This is a genomic window from Martinezella rhizogenes (assembly GCF_007002745.1).
In the GTDB taxonomy this organism is placed as follows: domain Bacteria; phylum Pseudomonadota; class Alphaproteobacteria; order Rhizobiales; family Rhizobiaceae; genus Agrobacterium; species Agrobacterium cucumeris.
Map to the genome: position 1 here is coordinate 20,270 of NZ_SGNY01000007.1, position 21,813 is coordinate 42,082.

A 21,813-nucleotide genomic window follows, 5' to 3' on the forward strand; every position below is an offset into this window, starting at 1 on the left:
GAATTTCGCTTCCGCTCGCTGGCCGGTTCGTCTTGCAAACGGGCTGGTTGTTGAAATAGTTCCGTTTTTTTCGGGCAAAACGATGCATTCGCCTGATGTCGCGACAACCGAGGGTAAAAATCAGGCATTGCTAAAGGGGGACAGCGCGGTATTATTCCTGCCGTAACAATGCCATAACTGCCGGAGTTTTTTGTATGCCTCAACCCGGCGACAGACTGAAAGACATGATCTCGGCTTTACGTCGGCGCAGCGCGAATTTTTTCCCGACCGCCTCAATCGGCACCTATCTGGTGGTGATGGCAACCGTCATCACCCTGCCGCTCATCCTTTTTGTCGGCTACCTGATGTTGCGCCTCGAAGCCGAAAAACGCGATGACCTGCAAAGGGAAACCATCGAGGATGTCCGGGTCGTCAGCCGCAACATCGACCGCCGCCTGCAGGAAATCGCCACCTCGCTCAATCTGCTGTCGCAGTTTCCCGAGCTTGAGAGCGGCAATCTCGCAGCGTTTCAGGGTCGCGTCTCCGAAAGCCTGAAGAAGGAGGGCCTCTACGCCCTGCTCGCCGCCAAGGATGGTCAGCAGCGTCTCAATACCCGGGTCCCCTATGGCCAGCCTCTCGGCAAGGTACCGGCCGAGGCAAATCTGGCCAAGGCGATAGAATCCCGCCGCATCACCGTCTCGGATCTGTTTTTCGGCGCCACCAGCCATGAGTGGGTGTTCAACGTCACCATGCCGCTTGACCCGGAGCTGGGCCTTGCCGGGGACGCCCTGATCCTGACGCAGAATGCCAGCGATCTTGGCCGGCTTATTCCCACGGAAAACCTGCCGCGCAACTGGGCGGTCGCCATCATCGACGGCACAAACCGGGTTGTCGTTTCCAGCGCCCAGGATGAGGCCGAAGTTGGGAAACCCTTTGTCACTCCCGAAATATTGTCGGAAATGCAGGCCTTCAGTGGGAATTTCTTCGACGGCAAGGGCAATCTCTACGCCTATGCCCAATTGCCGGGCTGGCAATGGAAGACGGTGATGTGGGGACCGCTGGCCGCCAGCCAGGCGGCACTGATCGACACCTGGCGCCAGATGATGATCGGCAGCCTTGTGCTGGTGCTGATCGCCATCGGCGGCGCCTATCTGGTCGGCCGGCAATTGCGCAGCTCCATTCGCGATCTGACCCATATGGCGGAGCGCATTGGCGAAGGCGAGATCGTCGCGCCGGTGGATACCAAGATAAAGGAAGCCAATCAGGTCGCCATCGCACTCTCCAACGCTTCCTTCGACAGAAGCCAGTCGGAAGAGCGGCTGCAATTGCTGCTGCACGAACTGGTTCACCGCTCCAAGAATATTCTGACGCTGGTTCAGGCGATGATACGGCAATTGGGGCGGGAAAATAAAAGCATTCCGGAGTTCCAGAAAGAGGTCGACCATCGCCTGCGCGGTCTCGGCATGTCGATCCGGGCGCTCGCAGAAGTTCAGTGGCAGGGGCTGCCGATCCGCAAGCTGATCGAAACCCACCTTGAAGTTTTCGGAACCGTATCGGAACGTGTCGTGCTGGCGGGCGACGATTTCATGCTGTCGCCGGAGGCGGCGCAGAATTTCGGGCTTGTGGTGCATGAGCTGACCACCAATTCCATTAAATACGGCGCGCTTTCGGCGCCGCTCGGGAAAATCACCGTCAGCTGGAAGCCGCTCGAAAAAGACGGTCGGCAAATGCTTCATCTGCTCTGGACCGAGACGGGCGGGCCACCGGCCGTGGAGCCGAGCCGCAAGGGTTTCGGCACCACCGTCATCAAACGACATGCGGAAGGCGCATTCGGCGGACATGTGACGACGGAGTACCGGCAAACCGGCTTCGAATGGTCTCTGGAAGCGCCGATACGGTATTTCACGCCGAAGCGGCCGGACCCGGCACACTGAACCGCATCGACGGTGAGAATGGCCGCAAATCTGCCGTTTGCTAAAAAAATGCATTTTCCGGGAACCGAATGCGGTTGCATGCATTAGTACTGCAGCCAAGCAATTCCCCCGTCCCCGCCTGAAGCTTGGCTGACTATAAACGGGTTTCGCCCCTGAAAACCCGTCATAAAAATAGCACGGCTCTCCTATGGGCCGTGCTTTTTTATTGCGCCTCCACAAAATGAAACAGCCTTTCGGCCTGACCTGCGGTTCGATAACTCTCAGGAATCGGTGCTGTCGCCCGAAGGGAATTTCAACCGGTAAACGATGCGCTCCGGCGTCAGCTGGTATTCGGCACTTCCTCCAAGAGCGGAAGGAACCACCTTTTCCAGCACGACGCTGCCGAAACTGCCGCGCCTTGCCTCTGCCGGCTCCTTCGAAGGCATCATCGGCTCGTTCCATTCGACGATATAAAAATCACCGTCCTGGCGACATTGCAGGGATATAGGCGGGTGATAGGCAAGATTGCCGCTATGGCTCACCGTGTTGACGACCAGTTCGTGGAAGGCCAGCCCGATGTAAAGCGCCCCGTTCGGGTTAAGCAGCAGGTTTTCCCCCTCCATGTGGATGAGGTTCGGATATTCCGGCACATAGAGATCAAATTGCTGGCGGAGAAGCTCGAATATACGCGCCCCCCGCCAGTCCGAATCCGTGATTAGATCCTGGCTCTGGGCAAGCGCGTGCAGCCGCCCACGGAACTTGCGCAGAAAATCATCCTTGGTGAGGCTGAAACGGGCTGTCTGGCCCGCAAGGCTCTGGATGATCGCCAGCAGGTTCTTGGAACGGTGGCTGACCTCGCGCAGCAAGGAGCGCAACAGCTGCTCGCGCCGCCGTTCCGCCGTCACCTCGCGGATGGTGGTCTTCATCACCATCTGGTTCGACTGGTTGAAGGTGGAATGGACCTGAAACTGGAAGACCCGGTTCTGGCCGGCATTAACCTCCAGCATACCCCGGCTGCCAGCCGTCACCATGTCCTTTTTCAGCTCGGCCAGCCGGGTGGACAGGTCATTTCCAAACAGATTTTCATCCGTCGGGTGAGAATCCGCCGGCAATTTCCAGACATCCGGCAGATTGGCCACGAATATGTATTCGCGCTTCCAGTCCTGCAGCATGACCGTCTCACCCGAATCGAGCAAGGCGAGAACGAGCGAATCGTGAAGCTCGCTCTCGTCCCTCTCCGCGTTATGCCATGCCAGCCGATGCAAATTCGTCTCCTTGCAGAAAGCCGCGGATCAACCCCACGACCGTAACCGCCAACGCCCGGGCACCACACTGGTTCCCGGCTCGTCTGCGGTTTCGGCAAATTTCACGCCGCGACGCGAGAGCTTTCGTTGAAAAACAGGGCCTGGCTGATAAGCGCTTTCACCATGTCCGGGTTGAAAGGTTTCGTCACAAGGAAGGTTGGCTCAGGCCGCTCGCCCGTCAAAAGACGCTCGGGGAAAGCCGTGATGAAGATCACCGGGAGGGTGGTCATCTGCAGGATGTCCTTCATCGCATCCAGACCGGAACTGCCGTCTGCAAGCTGAATATCGGCAAGGATCATTTTCGGCTGCGTGCGATGGAAAAGGTCGAGCGCTTCGGTATGCGTGCGGGCAATACCCGTGACGCGGTGACCGAGATCCGTGACCATCTGTTCTATATCCATGGCGATCAGAGGTTCGTCCTCGATGATCATGATATCGGTTGCGACCTGACGGGCGATTTCGGAAGCCGCCTCGTCGATCAGCCTGCCGACCTGGTCTTCCGACACTTTCAGAACCTCTGCGGCTTCCGAAGGCGTGAACTCTTCGACCGTCGTCAGCAGGAAGGCCTGACGGGCAAGCGGCGGGACGGCGGAAAGGTTCGCAGAAGCGCGCTTTTCCCATCCCGACAGGTTTTCATCCGCCTTAATATTGATCGTGACGGAACTAAAGATCGATACGAACAATTGATAGAGCGAAACGCGATCGCTGCTTGTCTGCGGGAAGATGCTGATATCGGCGATCAGAGCTTCGAGTGTTGCCGCAACATAGGCATCGCCCGTGGATTGTGAGCCGCAAACGGCACGCGCAAACCTGCGCAGATATGGCAGGTGCGGTGCGATGCGTGTAGAAACTGACATGGAATTCTCCCCGTTTATGCGGTTTGCAACGCAAACCCAAGATAGCAACGTGCGTATCGCAAAAAAAGTTCCCGAGGGCCGGAACTATTTTTTTCACCACGCATTATTTGCCACGACACAAAAGGAATACCGGACGTTATGAGCATGTTTCAATCGGACCAAGATTCGCCGGACAATTCGGCCGCCCCTCAGGTTCCACATTCCGGGCGGGCGGTGATTTCCCGCAAGCTCAGGGAGCTTTACGATGCCGTTCAGGATGAAGGCATCCCTGACAAATTCCTCGATCTTCTCGAAAAACTCGATGAAGCCGAAAGCAAAGCCAAAATAAAGGCTTCGGAGGAATGATGGCGAAAGAGCCGGAGCAGACAGAATACAACTTCAAGCGGGAAATGCTGGCGGCGCTGCCGAACCTGCGCGCCTTCGCCATTTCGCTCATCCGCTCGAGAGACCGTGCCGACGACCTCGTGCAGGACACGATCATGAAGGCCTGGGCGAAACAGGACAGCTACCAACCCGGCACCAACATGCGGGCATGGCTGGTGACGATCCTGCGCAACGAGTTTTACAGCCAGATCCGCAAATCCGGCCGTGAGGTGCAGGATACGGACGGGGTCTATACCTCGCGCCTTTCGGTGCCGCCCGAGCAGCACGGTTCGGTCGACCTTCAGGATTTCCGCTCAGCACTCGCAAAACTGCCTGATGACCAGCGTGAAGCGATCCTGCTGATCGGCGCCTCGGGTTTTGCCTATGAGGAAGCCGCCGAGATTTGCGGTTGCCCTGTCGGCACGATCAAGAGCCGTGTCAGCCGCGCAAGATTGCGTCTGCAGGAGCTTCTGGGTATCGAAAACGAAAATGAGTTCGGTCCGGATGCGCAGATGAGCGCGGTTACCGCCGCTGCCACGGCGCGCTAAAAGAACGGAATTTTTAAAAACAGCGAACGGGCAGGCTTACGTCTGCCCGTTTCTCATTGTCTATCCATGACGTTCATTTCCGGACGGACGATGAAACCTATTTTTTCCCCGATGCCCCTAGATGCCGGTTTCCTTGACCGACTGCATGACCACGAAGGTCGAAGTATTGGCGACCGATGGCAGGCTCGAGATTTTCTCCCCCAGCACCCGCCGGTATTTGCGGATGTCGCTGGTGCGCACCTTTAAAAGATAATCGAAGGCGCCGGCAATCATGTGGCATTCCTCGACTTCCTTGATCTTGCGAACCGCCGTGTTGAATTCCTCCAGCGCCTTCTCCCGCGTATCGGAAAGTTTGACTTCGGCAAAAGCGATGTGATCGACGCCGAGTTTGTGCGGATTGAGCACCGCCCGGAAGCCCAGAATGTAACCCTCATCTACCAACCGCTTCAGCCGCGTCTGGCACGGCGTCTTGGAAAGGCCCACCCTTTTCGACAGCTGTAGCACCGACATGCGGCCGTCTTCGCTCAAGGCCTCGAGGATCTTGAGATCGAAGTGGTCCAGATCGTCTGTTTTGTGACTATTTGCCATATTCTTTCACGCCAATCGAAGAAAACAAAAGTTCATATGGCCTGTTTTATTCCAAAAATAAGGCCATAGCAATTTTCCCGGTGATGGTATTGTCAGCGGCAGGATGAAAAGCGGCGGGCGGAGGACACGCTGCCGCCGACGGCCTTTCTTCAACAGCTTTTTCAGGATTTTCAGAATGGCCGATGGTGCAAGCAACGCCGGTGTAGCAATGAACGGTATTTTCCAGAATTTCGCGCCGCCGGTGCGTGAACAAAGCCCGCTGCGCAAGGCAATCACCGCAGCCTATCGCCGCCCCGAGGAAGAATGCCTGGCCCCATTGATTGAGGCGGCAACAGTGACAGAGGAGCAGACCAAAGCCATCCGCACCACCGCCGGCAAGCTGATCGAGGCGCTGCGCGCCAAGACCAGGGGCACCGGCGTCGAAGGGCTGGTGCAGGAATATTCGCTCTCCAGCCATGAAGGCGTGGCGCTGATGTGCCTTGCCGAAGCGCTGCTGCGCATTCCCGACACCGCCACCCGCGATGCGCTGATCCGCGACAAGATCGCGCGCGGCGACTGGAAGTCCCATATTGGCGGCGGGCGCTCGCTTTTCGTCAACGCCGCCACCTGGGGTCTCGTCATCACCGGCAAACTAACCTCGACTGTCAATGACAGTGGCCTTTCGGCGGCGTTGACCAAGCTGATCGCGAGGGCCGGCGAACCCGTCATCCGCCGCGGCGTCGATATGGCGATGCGCATGATGGGCGAACAATTCGTGACCGGCGAAACGATCGGCGAAGCCATCAAACGCTCCAAGCCGCTGGAGGAGCAGGGCTTCCAGTATTCCTACGACATGCTGGGCGAAGCCGCGACCACCGCCAGGGATGCGGAGCGTTATTACAAGGATTATGAAAACGCCATCCACGCCATCGGCAAGGCCTCTGCCGGCCGCGGCATCTATGGCGGTCCAGGCATCTCCATCAAGCTTTCGGCGCTGCATCCGCGTTACGCCCGCGCGCAGGCCGAGCGGGTGATGGCCGAGCTTCTGCCGCGCGTCAAATCGCTGATGCTGCTCAGCAAGAAATACGATATCGGCCTCAATATCGACGCCGAGGAAGCCGACCGGCTGGAACTGTCGCTTGACCTTCTCGAAGAACTGGCGCTCGACAGGGACCTTGCCGGCTGGAACGGCCTCGGTTTCGTGGTGCAGGCCTATGGCCGCCGTTGCCCCTTCGTTCTGGATTACATCATCGATCTCGCCCGCCGTTCGGGCCGCCGTATCATGGTGCGCCTCGTCAAGGGCGCTTATTGGGATGCGGAAATCAAACGCGCGCAGGTGGATGGGCTGGAGGACTTTCCGGTCTTCACCCGCAAGGTGCACACCGACGTCTCCTACATCGCCTGCGCCCGCAAGCTGCTCGGCGCGCGCGACGTGATTTTCCCGCAGTTTGCCACCCACAATGCGCAGTCCATGGCGACGATCTATCATCTGGCCGGCCCCGAATTCAAACTTGGCGATTATGAGTTCCAGTGCCTGCACGGCATGGGCGAACCGCTTTACAGCGAGGTCGTCGGCAAGAAAAAGCTCGACCGCCCCTGCCGCTTCTACGCCCCGGTCGGCACCCATGAGACGCTGCTTGCCTATCTGGTTCGCCGTCTCCTGGAAAACGGCGCGAACTCCTCCTTCGTCAACCGCATCGCCGATCCCGCCGTTCCGGTCGATTCCCTGCTGGAAGACCCGGTCACGGTGGTCAAGGCTTATGCCATTCCCGGCGCACGGCACGACCGTATCGCCGCGCCCGAAGGTCTTTTCGGCCCGGACCGGAAGAATTCCGCCGGCCTTGATCTGTCCAGTGAAATAACGCTCTCCGCACTCGACAGCACCTTGAAGGCAGCTGCGGCAACCGAGTGGAAAGCCGCAGCGCCGCAGGCAAGCGGCCAGACACGGCCGGTGCTCAACCCCGGTGACCACACGGATATTGTCGGCCATGTGACCGAACCGACCGAAGCCGATGCCGAAGCAGCGATGCAGCGGGCGGCGGCCTCCACCTGGCCCTCCACCCCGGTTGAAGAGCGTGCCGCCTGCCTGGAGCGCGCCGCCGACGCAATGCAGGCCGAGATGCCAGATCTGCTCGGCCTCATCATGCGCGAGGCGGGAAAATCCATGCCCAACGCCATTGCCGAAGTGCGCGAGGCGATCGACTTCTTGCGTTATTACGCAGCGGAAGCCCGCAAGAATTTCAAGGCTGGCGAAACACCGCTTGGCCCGGTCGTCTGCATCAGCCCGTGGAACTTCCCGCTCGCCATCTTCATCGGTCAGGTGGCGGCTGCACTTGTTGCCGGCAATCCGGTTCTGGCAAAGCCCGCAGAGGAAACGCCGCTGATCGCGGCACAGGGCGTACGCCTGCTGCATGATGCCGGTGTTCCGCAGGATGCCGTGCAGCTTATGCCGGGCGACGGCAAGACGGGCGCGGCACTTGTCGACTCACCGCTGACGGCGGGTGTGATGTTCACCGGTTCGACGGAAGTGGCGCGGCTCATTCAGGGCCAGCTCGCCGGCCGGGTTCTGACGAACGGCCAGCCGGTTCCGCTGATTGCCGAAACCGGCGGCCAGAATGCCATGATCGTCGATTCCTCCGCACTCGCCGAACAGGTTGTCGCTGATGTCATCGCATCGGCCTTCGACAGCGCCGGCCAGCGCTGCTCGGCGCTGCGCATTCTCTGCCTGCAGGAAGATGTGGCGGATCGCACGCTCACCATGCTCAAAGGTGCGCTGCATGAATTGCGCATCGGCCGCACCGACCGGCTTTCCGTCGATGTCGGGCCCGTCATCACCGCTGAGGCCAAGGGCATTATTGAGAAGCATGTTGACAGCATGCGCGCGCTCGGCCACCGCATCGAACAGATCACGCTTGCGGGTGAAACCGGCAAGGGCACTTTCGTGCCGCCGACCATCATCGAGATGAAATCGCTCGCCGATCTGAAACGGGAAGTATTCGGCCCGGTGCTGCATGTGATCCGCTTCAAGCGGGATAATCTCGACCGGCTGATCGATGAGATCAACGCCACCGGTTATGGCCTGACCTTCGGCCTGCATACACGTCTCGACGATACGATCCAGCATGTGCTGTCGCGCGTCGCGGCCGGCAATCTTTATGTGAACCGCAACATCATCGGCGCAGTGGTCGGCGTGCAGCCCTTTGGCGGGCGCGGTCTTTCCGGCACCGGCCCCAAGGCCGGCGGCCCGCTCTATCTCGGCCGCATGACGCAGGCTGCGCCGAAGATCGACCGGGTTGCAAGCCAGCAGGATCAGGCCGCCGTTGATCTGGCCCGCTGGCTGGATGAAATCGGCGAAACCGTTGCGGCCGAAGCCGCACGGCAGGCGGCAGCGCTTTCCGGCCTCGGCTTCGAAACCGAGCTGGCAGGCCCCGTCGGCGAACGAAACGTCTATGCGCTTCATCCGCGCGGCAGCATCCTGCTGGTCCCGGCAACCGAACAGGGGCTCTACCGCCAGCTAGCGGCAGCACTTGCCACCGGAAACACGGCCGTCATCGACAATGCCTCTGGCCTCGAAAAATCGATCTACGGGCTGCCGGCAACCGTCACCTCGCGCATCGTCTGGGCGGATGACTGGGCAAAATCCGGCCCCTTTGCTGGCGCCTTGGTCGAGGGTGATGCGGAGCGTATCGTGACGACCAACAAAAAGATCGCCACCCTGCCCGGCCCGCTGGTTCTCGTGCAGGCCGCAACCACGGAGGCGCTTTCCGGTGAAAGTCAGCCCTATAATCTCGACTGGCTGGTCGAAGAAGTCTCCGTCAGCGTCAACACCACGGCGGCCGGCGGCAATGCCAGCCTGATGAGCATCGGCTGAACGGCACGATTGCCCAAAACAAAATCGGCGCGGAAAAAATCCGCGCCGATAAAAGCAATACATAGATCATTGTCGCTCCGGACGAGCGACAGGTCACAGATGTCATTCGATGTCGAAGGACACACCCTGCGCCAGCGGCAGCGACTTGGAATAATTGACCGTGTTGGTGGCGCGGCGCATATAGGCTTTCCACGCATCCGAACCGGATTCACGGCCGCCGCCGGTTTCCTTCTCGCCCCCGAAAGCGCCACCGATTTCTGCGCCCGAGGTGCCGATATTAACGTTGGCGATGCCGCAATCCGAGCCTTCCGACGACAGGAAACGTTCCGATTCCTGAATGTCGCGGGTGAAGATCGACGATGAAAGACCGGCGGCAACGGCATTATGCGCGTCGATTGCCTGATCGAGATCGCTGTATTTCATGACATAGAGGATCGGCGCGAAGGTCTCTTCCAGCACCGGGCCAACCTGTTCAGGCATTTCGACGAGCGCGGGCTTCACATAATAGGCATCAGCCGCCCCGGTATCCACGCGTCCACCGCCATTCACCACGCCGTCATGGGCTTTCGCCGCCTCGAGCGCCTTCTGCATGCCGTCAAACGCTGCCTTGTCGACCAGCGGGCCGACGAGTGCCGAAGTTTCCAGCGGGTTGCCAACGGAGACGGAGGCATAGGCCTTTTTCAGGCGCGGCACGAGCTGGTCGTAAACGCTGTCATGCACAAAGAGACGGCGAAGCGTGGTGCAGCGCTGGCCGGCCGTACCCATGGCACCGAAGGCGATGGCGCGCAGCGCCATGTCGAGATCGGCGGACGGGCAGACGATACCGGCATTGTTGCCGCCGAGTTCCAGAATGGCGCGGGCAAAACGCTTTGCCAGGCGCGGGCCGACATCACGGCCCATGCGGGTGGAGCCGGTGGCCGAAACCAGCGGCACCTTGGGGTTATCCACCAATGCTTCACCCACGGCACGATCTCCGATCAGCAGCTGCGAAAGACCTTCAGGCGCATCGCCGAAGCGGGCGGCGGCCCGTTCGAAGATGCCCTGAACGGCCAGCGCCGTCAGCGGCGTCTTTTCCGAAGGCTTCCAGACCACCGAATTGCCGCAGACGATGGCGAGTGCGGCATTCCACGACCAGACGGCGACGGGGAAATTGAAGGCCGAGATGACGCCGACGACACCGAGCGGATGCCAGGTCTCCATCATGCGGTGGCCGGGACGTTCAGTGGCGATGGTGAGGCCATAAAGCTGGCGGGAAAGACCGACGGCGAAATCGCAGATATCGATCATTTCCTGCACTTCGCCGAGACCTTCGGACGGGATCTTGCCCGCTTCCAGCGACACGAGACGGCCGAGATCAGCCTTGAAGGCGCGCAGCTCTTCGCCGAGCAACCGGATCAGCTCGCCACGACGGGGCGCCGGCACATTGCGCCATTGCTTGAAGGCGGCATCAGCCTTGTCGACCACGGCTGCCACGCCCTCGACCGAAACGGTCTTCAGGTTTGCGACCTGTTCACCCGTCACCGGGCTGAAGGACGCCATGTTGCCGCCGGTATAAAGATCGCGCGCAACACCCATTCTGTCGAGAAGGGCGGCGGCTTCCTGTTTCACGTCAAGCTTCGTGGTCGCATCCATGTCCAATTATCCTTTTTGGCTGAAAGGGGAGGAAAGGCCGTTTTTAATACGGCGCTTTCAACTCCCGTCGCTCTTCTTTCCCCGAATTTGTCAACGGTGCCGCCAAGCCGGCAAAACACCATTCCATTCTTTCCCGTAATCATATATGGGCATAACAACCCTTTTCCAATGAGGAAAGCGGGTAAGTTGATGCGAGAATGGAATGGATCCGCGCAGAAGACTGGTCCCAGATATCGTCACCCTGCAGGCGTTTGAATGCGCGGCAAGGCACGGCAATTTTACCCGCGCGGCGGAAGAACTCAACCTCACGCAGAGCGCGGTGAGCCGGCAGATCGGCGAACTGGAAGCGCAGACGGGAATGCAGCTTTTCGAGCGCATCCGCAGGCGGGTCGTGCTTTCGGAAGCGGGCCGTAAATTCCTGCCCGATGTGCGGCGCCTGTTGCAGCAATCCGAACAGCTGATGGTGCGTGCGGTTTCGGCCGGAACATCGCACGCATCGCTTTCCGTCGCAACGTTACCGACCTTTGGCAGCCGCTGGCTTATGCCGCGCCTCTCCCGCTTCATCGATGCCAATCCGGATATGGCGATCACGATCGGCTCGCGCTCGCATCCGTTCGATTTCGACGAGGAAGGTTTCGATCTCGCCATTCATTATGGCCAACCGGTCTGGGCGCATGGCACCTGCACGTTTTTATGCAACGAGGTGATCGTGCCCGTCGCCAGTCCCGCCCTGCTTGGCCGCGCCAAAGTGAACCGGGCGCAGGATTTGGCCGAACACCCATTATTGCATGTGACGACGCGGCCCAAACTATGGACGGAATGGCTGGAGATGAACGGGGTGACGGCGGGAAACGCCTATCACGGCAGCCGTTTCGACCAGTTCTCGATGATCATCGAAGCTGCCGCAAGCGGTATCGGTTTTGCCCTTCTGCCGAAATATCTCATCGAGGCGGAACTTGCCTCCGGCCGCCTCGAAATCGTCTTCGACATCCCCCTGCAGACCGACAAGAGCTATTATGTCGCCCTGCCGGAAGGGCGGCAGGACAATGCACTCGCCCGCGCCTTTCAGGCCTGGCTGCTCGAGCAGGTCGGCAAGCCGGTCTAGTCCGTTATCCGGTCACTTCGAGGACCGGAGGGAGACCTCATCAAGCCCAGGAAGATCGGGGCCGACCGGCACGATCCGGGTCGGGTTGAGCGCCTTGATGGAATAATAACCGCGCTTGATATGGTCGATATTGACCGTGTCGCGCACGCCGGGAACGTTCAGCACCCGCATCATATAGGCCTGCAGCGCGGGATAATCGGCGATGCGGCGAAGATTGCATTTGAACAGGCCGTAATAGGCGGCGTCAAAACGAACCAGCGTCACAAAAAGCCGGACATCCGTTTCGGTAAGAAGACCACCGAAGAGGAAAGGCCCGCCCGTCGCCAACCGCGTCTCAAGCTCATCAAGCGTTTCGAAAACCTCGGCAAAGGCTTCCTCATAAGCCACCTGCGTGGTGGCAAAACCGGTTCTGTAAACGCCGTTGTTGAGACGGGGATAGATATGCTCGTTGAGAGCGTCGATCCCGTCGCGCAGCGCCTCCGGATAAAGGTCAATCGCATTATCGGTGAGATCACCGAACCCGGAATTCAGCATGCGCAGAATATCGGCAGATTCATTGTTGACGATGGTTTTCGTCTTTTTGTCCCAAAGCACGGGCACGGTGGCACGGCCGGTATAATGCGGGTCGGCGCTGGTATAGGCCTCATGCACGTGGGTGAAACCATTCAGCGTGTCCCGATCCGAACCCGGATAGTCGCCGAATTTCCAGCCTTCGTCCGAAAGCGCCGGCTCGACCACGGAAACGGAAATCACCTCTTCAAGCTTCTTCAGCTTGCGGCCGATCAACGTTCGCGATGCCCATGGGCAAATCAGCGCGACATAGAGGTGGTAGCGACCGACCTCAGCCGCAAAACCGCCCTCGCCCGTTGGTCCCGCCGAGCCATCAGGCGTTACCCAGTTGCGGAAACCGGAGGTCTGGCGAACGAAGCCACCCTTCTTGTCGGTTGCCTGCACGGGATGCCATTCGGCGGTCCATTTTCCATCCACGAGCATTTGCGGCTCCCTGTTCATCTAAAGATGAAAGCCTTATGGGCCGGGTCGCCACCTCATCACAAGCCACGCTTCGGTTGACGCACTGTTTCTGATCGGCAGAAGAGTTCACAGGCGATTGCGGAAAAACGGGTTCCAGCGCACGGTGCCAAGCCTTACCTTTTCACGGATCATCGTCAGAAGTCCCGATCCAGCGATGACCGCTAGACCCAGCACCGCAACGGCGTCCGGATATTCGTGAAAGAAGGTCATGCCGATCGCCACCGCCCAGAGGATTTGCGAGTAATGCGAGGGCGCGATCTGGCTTGCCGGCGCGATGCGGGTCGCGACCAGAAGGGTTATCTGCCCCGTCGCCGTGCAAAGGCCGATGAAGGCGAAGGCCAGAAGCTGGTGCAGGTTGGGCATGACGAAATCGGGAATGGACGCGATGCCGTTAAAAGTCAGACCGTAAATCAACAGCACACCCATGATCGAGGTGCGCTTCTCCTTACCCGCCAGCGAGCGCAGCAGCACGATGGTCATCGCCGCCAGGAACGCCACGCCGATGGCGGCAAAATGCCCGAGTTCGAGCGACTTGAAGCCCGGCCGCACCACGAGGATGACGCCGACGATGCCGGCCAGAACCGCCGCCCAGCGCCACGGGCCGATATTCTCTTTCAGCACCACGGCGGAAAGGACGGTGACGAAAAGCGGCGACAGGAAGATCAGCGCATAGGCTTCAGCCAGCGGAATGGTGGTGAAGGCATAGATGCCGAAAATGCCGGCGAAGAGGCCGGAAATCGCGCGGCCATGCACGGCGAATGGCCGGCTCATGCGCCAGAATTCACGCCACCTTTCCTCACGCGGCTTGCTGAAGAAGATGAAGATACCGGAGAAGAGAATGCTGAAGAAGCCAATTTCGAAAACGCTGATCTGCGATCCAAGCGACTTGATGGTGGCATCGCCCATGGAAAAGGTCGCATAAGCGAACAGACCGAGCAGAAAACCCTTTTGCATTTGACTTCCCCGAACACCGACCGCAACGCAAAGCTTCTCCCGGTCGCGTTAAACGCGACCCGGACGCCCCTTTGTGGGACAGACAGTCTGGCAGATTTGATCCTCAGACCTATGGCTAGACCCGGCTACCTATGAGTGCAAGCCGCAAAAGACGCAAAATTGCCCGATTGGACCCGGCCGGTGCAAATGGCTGCAAGGTGCGGCAAATTTGTCCCGCCGCCGCCATCACATCACCGTCATGGAAAGAGGTTAGCCGGTGTTGATCGTGGCGCTTGGCGACGGGCGTGAAGGCGGCTAAATATTATCGTGTAATTTTCGCCCGCCGATTTCCCCGGCTGGTATTGCCGCGTTAACATGGCCTCGCTAACCGAAAGGAAAAAGAATGCGGATAGTGATGATCGGTTCGGGTTATGTCGGCCTCGTGTCCGGCGCGTGTTTTGCAGATTTCGGCCACGATGTGGTCTGCGTCGACAAGATGCCGGAGAAGATCGAGGCCCTGAAAAACGGCCATATTCCGATCTTCGAACCGGGTCTGGAGACGATCGTCGCCAATAACGCCAGGGCCGGCCGGTTGAGTTTCACCACCGATCTTTCCGCTGCCGTTGCCAATGCCGAGGTCGTCTTCATCGCGGTCGGCACGCCCTCGCGGCGCGGCGATGGCCATGCGGATCTTGGTTATGTCTATGCGGCGGCAAAAGAGATCGCCCATGCGCTGGATGGTTTCACCGTCATCGTCACCAAATCGACCGTTCCGGTCGGCACCGGCGACGAGGTGGAGCGCATCATTCGCGAGGAAAACCCTTCCGCCGATTTCGCCGTGGTATCCAACCCGGAATTCCTGCGTGAAGGTGCAGCCATCGAAGATTTCAAGCGGCCGGACCGTATCGTCGTCGGCCTTTCGGACGAGCGGGCCCGCCCTGTCATGACGGAGGTTTACCGTCCGCTCTACCTCAATCAGTCGCCGCTGCTCTTCACAACGCGACGCGCCTCGGAACTGATCAAATACGCCGCCAACGCCTTTCTGGCGATGAAGATCACCTTCATCAACGAAATGGCGGACCTCTGCGAAAAGGTCGGTGCCAATGTGCAGGACGTGTCGCGCGGCATCGGGCTGGATGGCCGCATCGGTTCGAAATTCCTGCATGCCGGCCCCGGTTATGGTGGCTCCTGTTTCCCAAAGGATACGCTGGCGCTTGCCAAGACCGCGCAGGATTATGACGCGCCGGTGCGGCTGATCGAAACCACCATCGCCATCAACGACAACCGCAAGCGCGCCATGGGCCGCAAGGTTATCAATGCCGTGGGCGGCGACGTGCGTGGCAAGAAGATCGCCGTGCTTGGCCTCACCTTCAAGCCCAATACCGACGACATGCGCGACAGCCCGGCGATCGCCATCATCCAGACCCTGCAGGACGGTGGGGCGAAAGTGGTCGGTTACGATCCCGAAGGCATGGCGAATGCCCGCCATCTGATGGAGGATATCGAATACGCAACGGGCCCCTACGAGGCAGCGCAAGATGCCGATGCCGTGGTGATCGTGACGGAATGGAACCAGTTCCGCGCGCTTGATCTGCCGCGCCTGAAGGCGATCATGAAAAGCCCCGTTCTGGTGGACCTGCGCAATATTTACCGCACGGATGAAGTTGCCGCGCATGGATTTATCTATGCCGCCGTCGGCCGCCCGCATGAGGATACCGCCGGCAAGGAACTCTAGCGCTTCGTCGTCTGGAATTTCACTGAAACAATTTTCGCGCTTCGGTTTAACCGCAAACGCACCAACAGATTCGGGATATAGTCATCATGCGTTATCTGGTTACCGGTACGGCAGGCTTCATCGGCTTTTACGTCGCAAAGCGGCTGCTGGATGCGGGACACTTCGTGACCGGCTTCGACGGCATGACGAAATATTACGATGTCAGCCTGAAAGAAAAACGCCATGCCATTCTTTCCCGCTCCAACGGCTTTCGGGCCGAAATCGGCATGCTGGAAGATACCGATGCGCTGAAGCGGGCGGCGGAGGCCGCAGAACCTGAGATCATCATCCATCTCGCCGCCCAGGCCGGTGTTCGTTACAGCCTTGAAAATCCGCGCGCCTATATCGATTCCAATCTCATCGGCTCGTTCAACATGCTGGAGCTCGCGAGAAGCCTTGATGTCAAGCACCTGATGCTGGCATCGACCTCCTCCATCTACGGCGCCAACGAAAAAATCCCCTTTGCGGAAAGCGACAAGGCCGACGAGCCGATGACGCTTTATGCCGCCACCAAAAAATCGATGGAGCTGATGGCGCATAGCTATGCCCATCTGCACAAATTGCCCACCACCGCCTTCCGCTTCTTCACGGTTTACGGGCCGTGGGGACGGCCGGACATGGCGCCGATCAAATTCGTCGATGCCGTCTCCAACGGCCGGCCAATCGACATTTATGGCCAGGGCAATATGAGCCGCGACTTCACCTACATCGACGATCTGGTCGAAGGCATCGTCCGGCTGAGCCAGATCATCCCGTCGGAAGAAAACCGGGTTACGCAGAATGGTGTCACCGACACGCTCTCGCACCACGCGCCCTTCCGCGTCGTCAATATTGGCGGCGGCCAGCCGGTGGAGCTGATGCATTTCGTCGAAACGATCGAAAAGGCAGTCGGCAAGCCGGCAATCCGCAACATGCTGCCGATGCAGCAGGGCGACGTTCCGCGCACCTTTGCCTCACCCGATCTTCTGAGGGCGCTGACCGGTTATGTGCCGCAGACCCCGGTCGAAGAGGGCATCAAGGCCCTCGTCGCCTGGTATCGGAAAATGCAATCAGCCGAACTGCGGGAGTAGTTCAGAGCGTTGCGAGCAACCGGTTGGAGAGGGCCCCACCCGATGCGGCCTGCATGGAGACTTTGGTTTCCACCGCGTCGATGATCGTATCGCTGAAATCGACATTGGTGAGTTCGAGGATATTCGACAAGCCACCGGGCGAAAACACATTCACTTCCAGTATCTTGTCACCGACGATATCGAGCCCGACCAGAAACATGCCGTCCTCCACGAGCTTCGGCCGCATCATTTCGGCAAGTGCCACGATGTCGTCCGTCACCTTCACGGCTTCCGCCGTGCCCTGGGCGTGGATGTTCGAGCGCAGATCGCCTTTCGCCGGCACACGGCGGAGTGCGGCATATTTGCCGTCCCGCATCAGCGGCCGGCCATTCATCATGAAGAAGCGGATGTCCCCGTCCTTCGCGGCCGGCAGATAGGCCTGCGCGATCAGATAACCCTCAAGGCTGACCGCCTCGAAAATCTGGTTGAGATTGGTCTCCTTACTGGAACCGATCTTGAAGACGTTCTTGCCGCCGGAGCCCTGCAGCGGCTTGACGATGACGCCCTTGGGATGTGCGTCAGCAAAGGCACGGATTTCCTCGACATTGCGGGAAATGATCGTGGTCGGCCGGACGATTTCGGGAAAGCTCTGGAAATAGAGCTTGTTCTGCGCCAGAGCCAGACCTTCCGGATCGTTCAGCACCACGACGCCGCGCTGTTCGGCAAGCCGCCCGAACAGAATGCCGGCATGCACCGCCCATGGCCGCGTCGTCTGGTCAAGCGAGGGGTCGTTGCGCAACATCAGCGCATCGATTTCCTCGACATCCATGGTCCGCCGCTCCAGCGCCTTGTCCTGAAGCGTGGAATGGAACGTCTCGCCTTTCTTGATTTTACCTTTCGGCAGCACGGTTGCATGAATGGTCAGGCTGTCATCTGAACGCAGGGTAAAATCCCCGGGTGTCAGATAAACCACCTCGTGGCCACGATTGAGTGCGGCCATGGCCAGCAGGCCTGTGGCGTAATTCGGCCCCTCGGTTTCGATGGAATTGACGAAAAACGCGATGCGCATGAAGCCCCTCCTATAATGTTGCCAGTTCGGCAATGGATAATCCCGCCCGTATTTTCTCCAGCCGCTCATTGGCCTTGGCCGGCAGCAGAAATGCGGGTCTGATACCCGGCGGACGCAAAAGGCCGCGCAGGGCCAGTTCCTCCATGACCGGGAAATGTTGCGCGGCGATCTTGCCCATCCAGAATGGATCAAGCGCCCCGCCCCTGCGCAGATGTTCCAGAACCTCGGCCAGCCCGCGCAGATAAATCGCATCCTTCGAAAGACCGCCGCCGCGATAGATGCGCAGCACCATGTTGAAGGCGCCTGCCTCGTCGAAACCGTGATCACGGGTCATGATGCGGAAGGTCTCAACGAATGTCGCGCCATCGAGCATGGTGGCACAACCGACGACACGGCCGGCAATCAGCCGCAGGCGCTCACGCGTCATGCCACCGGCCAGATGTTCCGCCAGCACCGCCAGCCCTTCCTGCACGCCCTCATAACCGGAAAGGCCGGTGCGGAAGAGCCGCAGGCCCTGAAACGAACCGTTGAAATAGGTGAGAAGATGCACGCCGATCTCATGCGACAGCAGTGCTTCGACACGGCGCTGTTCCATGACCGTGTGGCGGGAAATCAAGAGCTTCTCGCCCGTCACCATCAGGCCGGGCGGCAGGTCGTCGCGGATTTCGACGCGAGCCTTGAATTCCGGTTCTTCCGCCAGATAGGTCTCGACCATCTCGCGCGATTTTCTGGCGACCGCGTAACAGTCCACCGTGGCGATTTCGCCGCTTTCCTGGGCGCGTGGGCAATCCTCAAGCACACGAAGCGCCAGCGTCAGGAGCGCGGGTTCGACGGCGCCATAGAGGGCGCGTGAAAAATCGGTGAAGGTGCGATGATGCAGGTTCGCAAGCATCGTCAGTTGCAGGTCGATCTCCTGCTGTTTCTCCCGGTAGAGGTGATAGAGCACCGGGTCTTCCAGATGATCGAAAACGACGGAATAGAGCTTGCGTTTCTGCTCCTCGACATCAACGCCAAGCGGCCGGTAAAGCAGGCGTGGCGCAAACTGAAAGCTGCCATCGCGAAACTCCTCGAAGGCCCGGCGGGCATTGATTGGCGTAACCGACAGAAGAAAATCGAAGGATGAAACGATCTCATCCACCGAGCGGTCGGCACGCCGGACGGCATCGACAAAGGCCTTGCGGCCAAGCGCCCGGTGGCTGGTGACCTTCAGCGCATCCATACCGGCGGAAAATGACGAGAAGGCCTGCAAACCCGCATCGAAAAGATCGGCAATCATCGTTTCGCGCAGACCGGGATAATCGGCACCGGATTCCGGCTGCCGATAGATCGGCGCGAAGCGCACGCTGATGCAGGGAAAATCCAGACCGGTATTCTGAAACCTGAGGATCGGATCGGATTCCGGTTCCGGCCGGGTGATACGCGGCGTGCGAAACCGCACTTCGGCATCACAGACCGCCTTGATGAAGACCCGGCGGGCTTTCTGCGTTTCCGGTTCTGAAGTCGCTGAAACGGAAACCTCATAATGCGGCAGAAAGGGGGAGTCGTCGGCCAACAGAATATCGTGTTCCAGTTCACCGATATCGAGGACGATGAAGGCGCCGAAACGCTGCAGCATGGCGGCGCCCACAGCCTCTATCAGCGGTGCGGCCTCCTGAATGGTCGAAGCGATGAGATAGGATGCATGGGCGGCGGCGATATCGCGCGCAGCAAGGTCTTTCGTACCTCCCGTCAGATGCAGGCAGAGGAACGGCAGCGGCCGGTCGATGTGCAGCCTGCCGTTTTTTCCGACATCCCGGCGGATAGCCTTGCCGCCCTCCAGGCAGGCGACGACATCATCCACCAGGTCGACGATCGGAGAAGGCTCGCTGCGGGCGGAGGAAACACTCATCGCCGCGACCCCAGGCATTTTTCGAGAACCGGCTGAAGGGCAGCGATCGTATCACGGATATCCGATATCACCCGTGTGTCCGGTCTTCCCGTCCACTCATCCATGAAGAATTTCTTGAACTCGATCGCAATCGCGCAGCCGTTTTCGGCAAAGCGTTCGTGGATGAAGCGGGTCTGTTCCCCTTTACCCTGAAACGCCACGTTTTCGCGAACATCAAGGCGTCGACCGCCGATGGTCGCTGAGGCGAAATGATAACCGACAGCACTGACCACATCGCTCCAGCGGCTGCGATCCATGGAAAATGTACCGATATTGATATCGGGCGCTTCCGCCTGCGCCGTCGCAGGCGCGGCAGCGCCCTGCCGGCGATGATTATAGCTGTGCACGTCCAGCACCACGAACGCACCGTGCCGGCGCTCCACCGTCGACAGAACCGCCTCCAGCATCGCATAATAATCGTCGTGGAAATCGAGCGATTGCCGGAGCGCTTGTTCCGCCGGCTCCTCGTTCCAGACCTCAAGCCCCCAGGATTGTTCGGGCTTCAGGTAGATCGCCTGATCGGCAGCGCGGTTGAGATCGATTTCGAAGCGAGAATGATGAGCGACGAGACGATTTGTCAGCCCCGAAATCATCTCGCCGGTGAAGGGGTCTTCCTCGCGCAGCCTCTGTTCGGCTGAAAGAGCCATGAGCCCCGCCACTTCCGGGCGAATGAAATGGCCGTCATGAATGGCCGTGCCGACAACGGGCGAGTTGCCGAATTCGATCGACCAGAAACCCTTGTTTTGGTTATGACCGTAATGTTCGCCGTCGCTGTGTCTGGCTGCCATGCTGCCTCCCCTGCATCGGGTGTAAAACAACGCGACTTGCCCGTTTGTTCCGGGAAAAATTGCGCACGATACATTTGCCCCCTGCACGCACACCGCCTGAAAAACTGCGGAACCATAGCGGAAAGCTCACGTTGTTCTGGCAGGAGGGCCGCCGTGTCAAACGGACGCGATGGTGCCGAAGAACATCGGGATTTTTCCGTTTTCTCCCGGTGGCCAACGAAGCGGCAGTCGAGCTTCTTACCCATCCGGCGTCCCTCCGTCCCCACTTTCCGCGCACAAGGAGCTGCGACATGGAAAAGACCGAAACGCGCAAACTTGCGGAAGAATATCTGCGACTTGGCGGCACACGTCAGGTGATGATCGACGATAACAAGACCTTCGTGCGCCAATGGGATCAGGAACCGGCAGACGCCGAGACATTCTGGCAAACGCACATCGAAAATCTCGAGGCCGAACGCCGCAAGGACGTGGAATTTTTCCTGCCCTCCGTGAATTCGGACAAGGACGACTGAACACAGAAGGAGACAGACATGACTTCAATCAACGCTGCAAAAATCGTCATTCTTGCAACCGACGGCTATGAGCGCTCGGAACTCAGGGTGCCCTACGATCAGCTGAAGGCCAGAGGTGCCGATGTAAAGATCGCTTCGATCAAAACGGGCGAAATCAAGAGCTGGGATGAAAAGAACTGGGGCGACAGCATCGCGGTGGATCTTTCCGCCAAGACCGTCAAATCGGATGATTTCGACGCGCTGGTTCTTCCGGGTGGCCAGATCAACCCGGATATTCTGCGCCATGATGAGGATGCGATGCGCGTGGTGCGCGATTTCGTCAAATCCGGCAAGGTGGTGGCTGCCATCTGCCATGCGCCTTGGCTGCTGGTGGAAGCGGACGCCCTGCGCGGTCGTGACGCCACCTCTTACTGGTCGATCAAGACAGACCTGAAAAATGCCGGCGCCAACTGGAAGGACGAAAAGGTGGTGACGGACAAGGGCATCATCACCTCCCGCAGTCCCGAGGACCTTGACGCCTTCGTTGCGAAAATCGTCGAAGAGGTTGAGGAAGGCCGCCACGAGCGCCGCGCCGCCTGAAGGCCCTTACC

18 protein-coding genes are annotated in these 21,813 nt (G+C 59.4%); 9 read left to right on the top strand and 9 right to left on the bottom strand.

From position 1 onward, the window contains the following. The first annotated feature begins 194 nt into the window (after positions 1–194). A complete protein-coding gene (locus tag EXN68_RS19290; RefSeq protein WP_161991399.1) occupies positions 195–1,913 on the top strand; it encodes a sensor histidine kinase in 1,719 nt (572 codons plus the stop codon). A gap of 260 nt (positions 1,914–2,173) precedes the next feature. Here the strand turns inward: EXN68_RS19290 and EXN68_RS19295 are convergent, their stop codons facing one another. Continuing rightward, positions 2,174–3,157: a sensor histidine kinase gene (locus EXN68_RS19295; RefSeq protein WP_142842400.1), complete on the bottom strand. Its 984-nt coding sequence runs from the start codon at positions 3,155–3,157 to the stop codon at positions 2,174–2,176. Between the two features lie 101 nt (positions 3,158–3,258). Continuing rightward, positions 3,259–4,053 carry a response regulator gene (locus EXN68_RS19300; protein WP_142842401.1) on the bottom strand — a complete coding sequence of 265 codons (795 nt, stop codon included), beginning with the start codon at positions 4,051–4,053 and terminating at the stop codon, positions 3,259–3,261. Positions 4,054–4,191: 138 nt separating this feature from the next. Between EXN68_RS19300 and EXN68_RS19305 the strand changes: the two genes are divergently transcribed. Continuing rightward, on the top strand, positions 4,192–4,398 hold the full coding sequence (locus EXN68_RS19305; RefSeq protein WP_142842402.1) for a NepR family anti-sigma factor: 207 nt from the start codon (positions 4,192–4,194) through the stop codon (positions 4,396–4,398). Next, positions 4,398–4,964 carry a sigma-70 family RNA polymerase sigma factor gene (locus EXN68_RS19310; RefSeq protein ID WP_142842403.1) on the top strand — a complete coding sequence of 189 codons (567 nt, stop codon included), beginning with the start codon at positions 4,398–4,400 and terminating at the stop codon, positions 4,962–4,964. The genes EXN68_RS19305 and EXN68_RS19310 overlap by 1 nt, the downstream gene beginning before the upstream one ends. 117 nt (positions 4,965–5,081) lie before the next feature. On the opposite strand, the gene EXN68_RS19315 is transcribed toward EXN68_RS19310, so the two are convergent. Continuing rightward, a complete protein-coding gene (locus EXN68_RS19315; protein ID WP_142842404.1) occupies positions 5,082–5,552 on the bottom strand; it encodes an Lrp/AsnC ligand binding domain-containing protein in 471 nt (156 codons plus the stop codon). A gap of 175 nt (positions 5,553–5,727) precedes the next feature. On the opposite strand from EXN68_RS19315, the gene putA reads away from it, so the two are divergent. Then, positions 5,728–9,402: a trifunctional transcriptional regulator/proline dehydrogenase/L-glutamate gamma-semialdehyde dehydrogenase gene (gene putA / locus EXN68_RS19325; protein ID WP_142842406.1), complete on the top strand. Its 3,675-nt coding sequence runs from the start codon at positions 5,728–5,730 to the stop codon at positions 9,400–9,402. A gap of 102 nt (positions 9,403–9,504) precedes the next feature. Here the strand turns inward: putA and amaB are convergent, their stop codons facing one another. Beyond that, positions 9,505–11,034, bottom strand: coding sequence for an L-piperidine-6-carboxylate dehydrogenase (gene amaB / locus EXN68_RS19330; protein WP_142842407.1), 1,530 nt, complete (start codon positions 11,032–11,034; stop codon positions 9,505–9,507). A 202-nt stretch (positions 11,035–11,236) separates the two neighbouring features. Between amaB and EXN68_RS19335 the strand changes: the two genes are divergently transcribed. Continuing rightward, on the top strand, positions 11,237–12,139 hold the full coding sequence (locus EXN68_RS19335; protein WP_142842408.1) for a LysR substrate-binding domain-containing protein: 903 nt from the start codon (positions 11,237–11,239) through the stop codon (positions 12,137–12,139). Positions 12,140–12,151: 12 nt separating this feature from the next. Here EXN68_RS19335 and EXN68_RS19340 read toward each other — a convergent pair whose 3' ends face one another. Next, positions 12,152–13,132, bottom strand: coding sequence for a glutathione S-transferase family protein (locus EXN68_RS19340; RefSeq protein ID WP_142842409.1), 981 nt, complete (start codon positions 13,130–13,132; stop codon positions 12,152–12,154). A gap of 105 nt (positions 13,133–13,237) precedes the next feature. Beyond that, a complete protein-coding gene (locus tag EXN68_RS19345) occupies positions 13,238–14,125 on the bottom strand; it encodes a DMT family transporter (RefSeq protein ID WP_142842410.1) in 888 nt (295 codons plus the stop codon). Positions 14,126–14,507: 382 nt separating this feature from the next. Here EXN68_RS19345 and EXN68_RS19350 point away from each other — a divergent pair, with 382 nt between their 5' ends. Both EXN68_RS19350 and EXN68_RS19355 read left to right on the top strand, forming a co-directional pair. Then, on the top strand, positions 14,508–15,839 hold the full coding sequence (locus tag EXN68_RS19350) for a UDP-glucose dehydrogenase family protein (RefSeq protein ID WP_080828280.1): 1,332 nt from the start codon (positions 14,508–14,510) through the stop codon (positions 15,837–15,839). 86 nt (positions 15,840–15,925) lie between these two features. After that, entirely contained in the window at positions 15,926–16,948 is a 1,023-nt protein-coding gene (locus EXN68_RS19355; RefSeq protein ID WP_142842411.1) for an NAD-dependent epimerase, read from the top strand. Between the two features lies 1 nt (position 16,949). On the opposite strand, the gene EXN68_RS19360 is transcribed toward EXN68_RS19355, so the two are convergent. The 3 genes from EXN68_RS19360 to EXN68_RS19370 are packed head-to-tail and all read right to left on the bottom strand — an operon-like array spanning position 16,950 to position 20,711. Then, complete coding sequence (locus EXN68_RS19360; RefSeq protein WP_142842412.1) at positions 16,950–17,996, bottom strand: glutathione synthase; 1,047 nt, start codon at positions 17,994–17,996, stop codon at positions 16,950–16,952. A 10-nt stretch (positions 17,997–18,006) separates the two neighbouring features. Continuing rightward, positions 18,007–19,884 carry a flavohemoglobin expression-modulating QEGLA motif protein gene (locus tag EXN68_RS19365; RefSeq protein WP_142842413.1) on the bottom strand — a complete coding sequence of 626 codons (1,878 nt, stop codon included), beginning with the start codon at positions 19,882–19,884 and terminating at the stop codon, positions 18,007–18,009. Further along, positions 19,881–20,711, bottom strand: coding sequence for an N-formylglutamate amidohydrolase (locus tag EXN68_RS19370; protein WP_142842414.1), 831 nt, complete (start codon positions 20,709–20,711; stop codon positions 19,881–19,883). The genes EXN68_RS19365 and EXN68_RS19370 overlap by 4 nt, the downstream gene beginning before the upstream one ends. Positions 20,712–21,001: 290 nt before the next feature. Here EXN68_RS19370 and EXN68_RS19380 point away from each other — a divergent pair, with 290 nt between their 5' ends. Together EXN68_RS19380 and EXN68_RS19385 are read left to right on the top strand one after the other, a co-directional pair. Then, a complete protein-coding gene (locus tag EXN68_RS19380) occupies positions 21,002–21,223 on the top strand; it encodes a hypothetical protein (RefSeq protein WP_142842415.1) in 222 nt (73 codons plus the stop codon). A gap of 18 nt (positions 21,224–21,241) precedes the next feature. Then, positions 21,242–21,802: a type 1 glutamine amidotransferase domain-containing protein gene (locus EXN68_RS19385; protein ID WP_142842416.1), complete on the top strand. Its 561-nt coding sequence runs from the start codon at positions 21,242–21,244 to the stop codon at positions 21,800–21,802. Positions 21,803–21,813 lie beyond the last annotated feature (11 nt).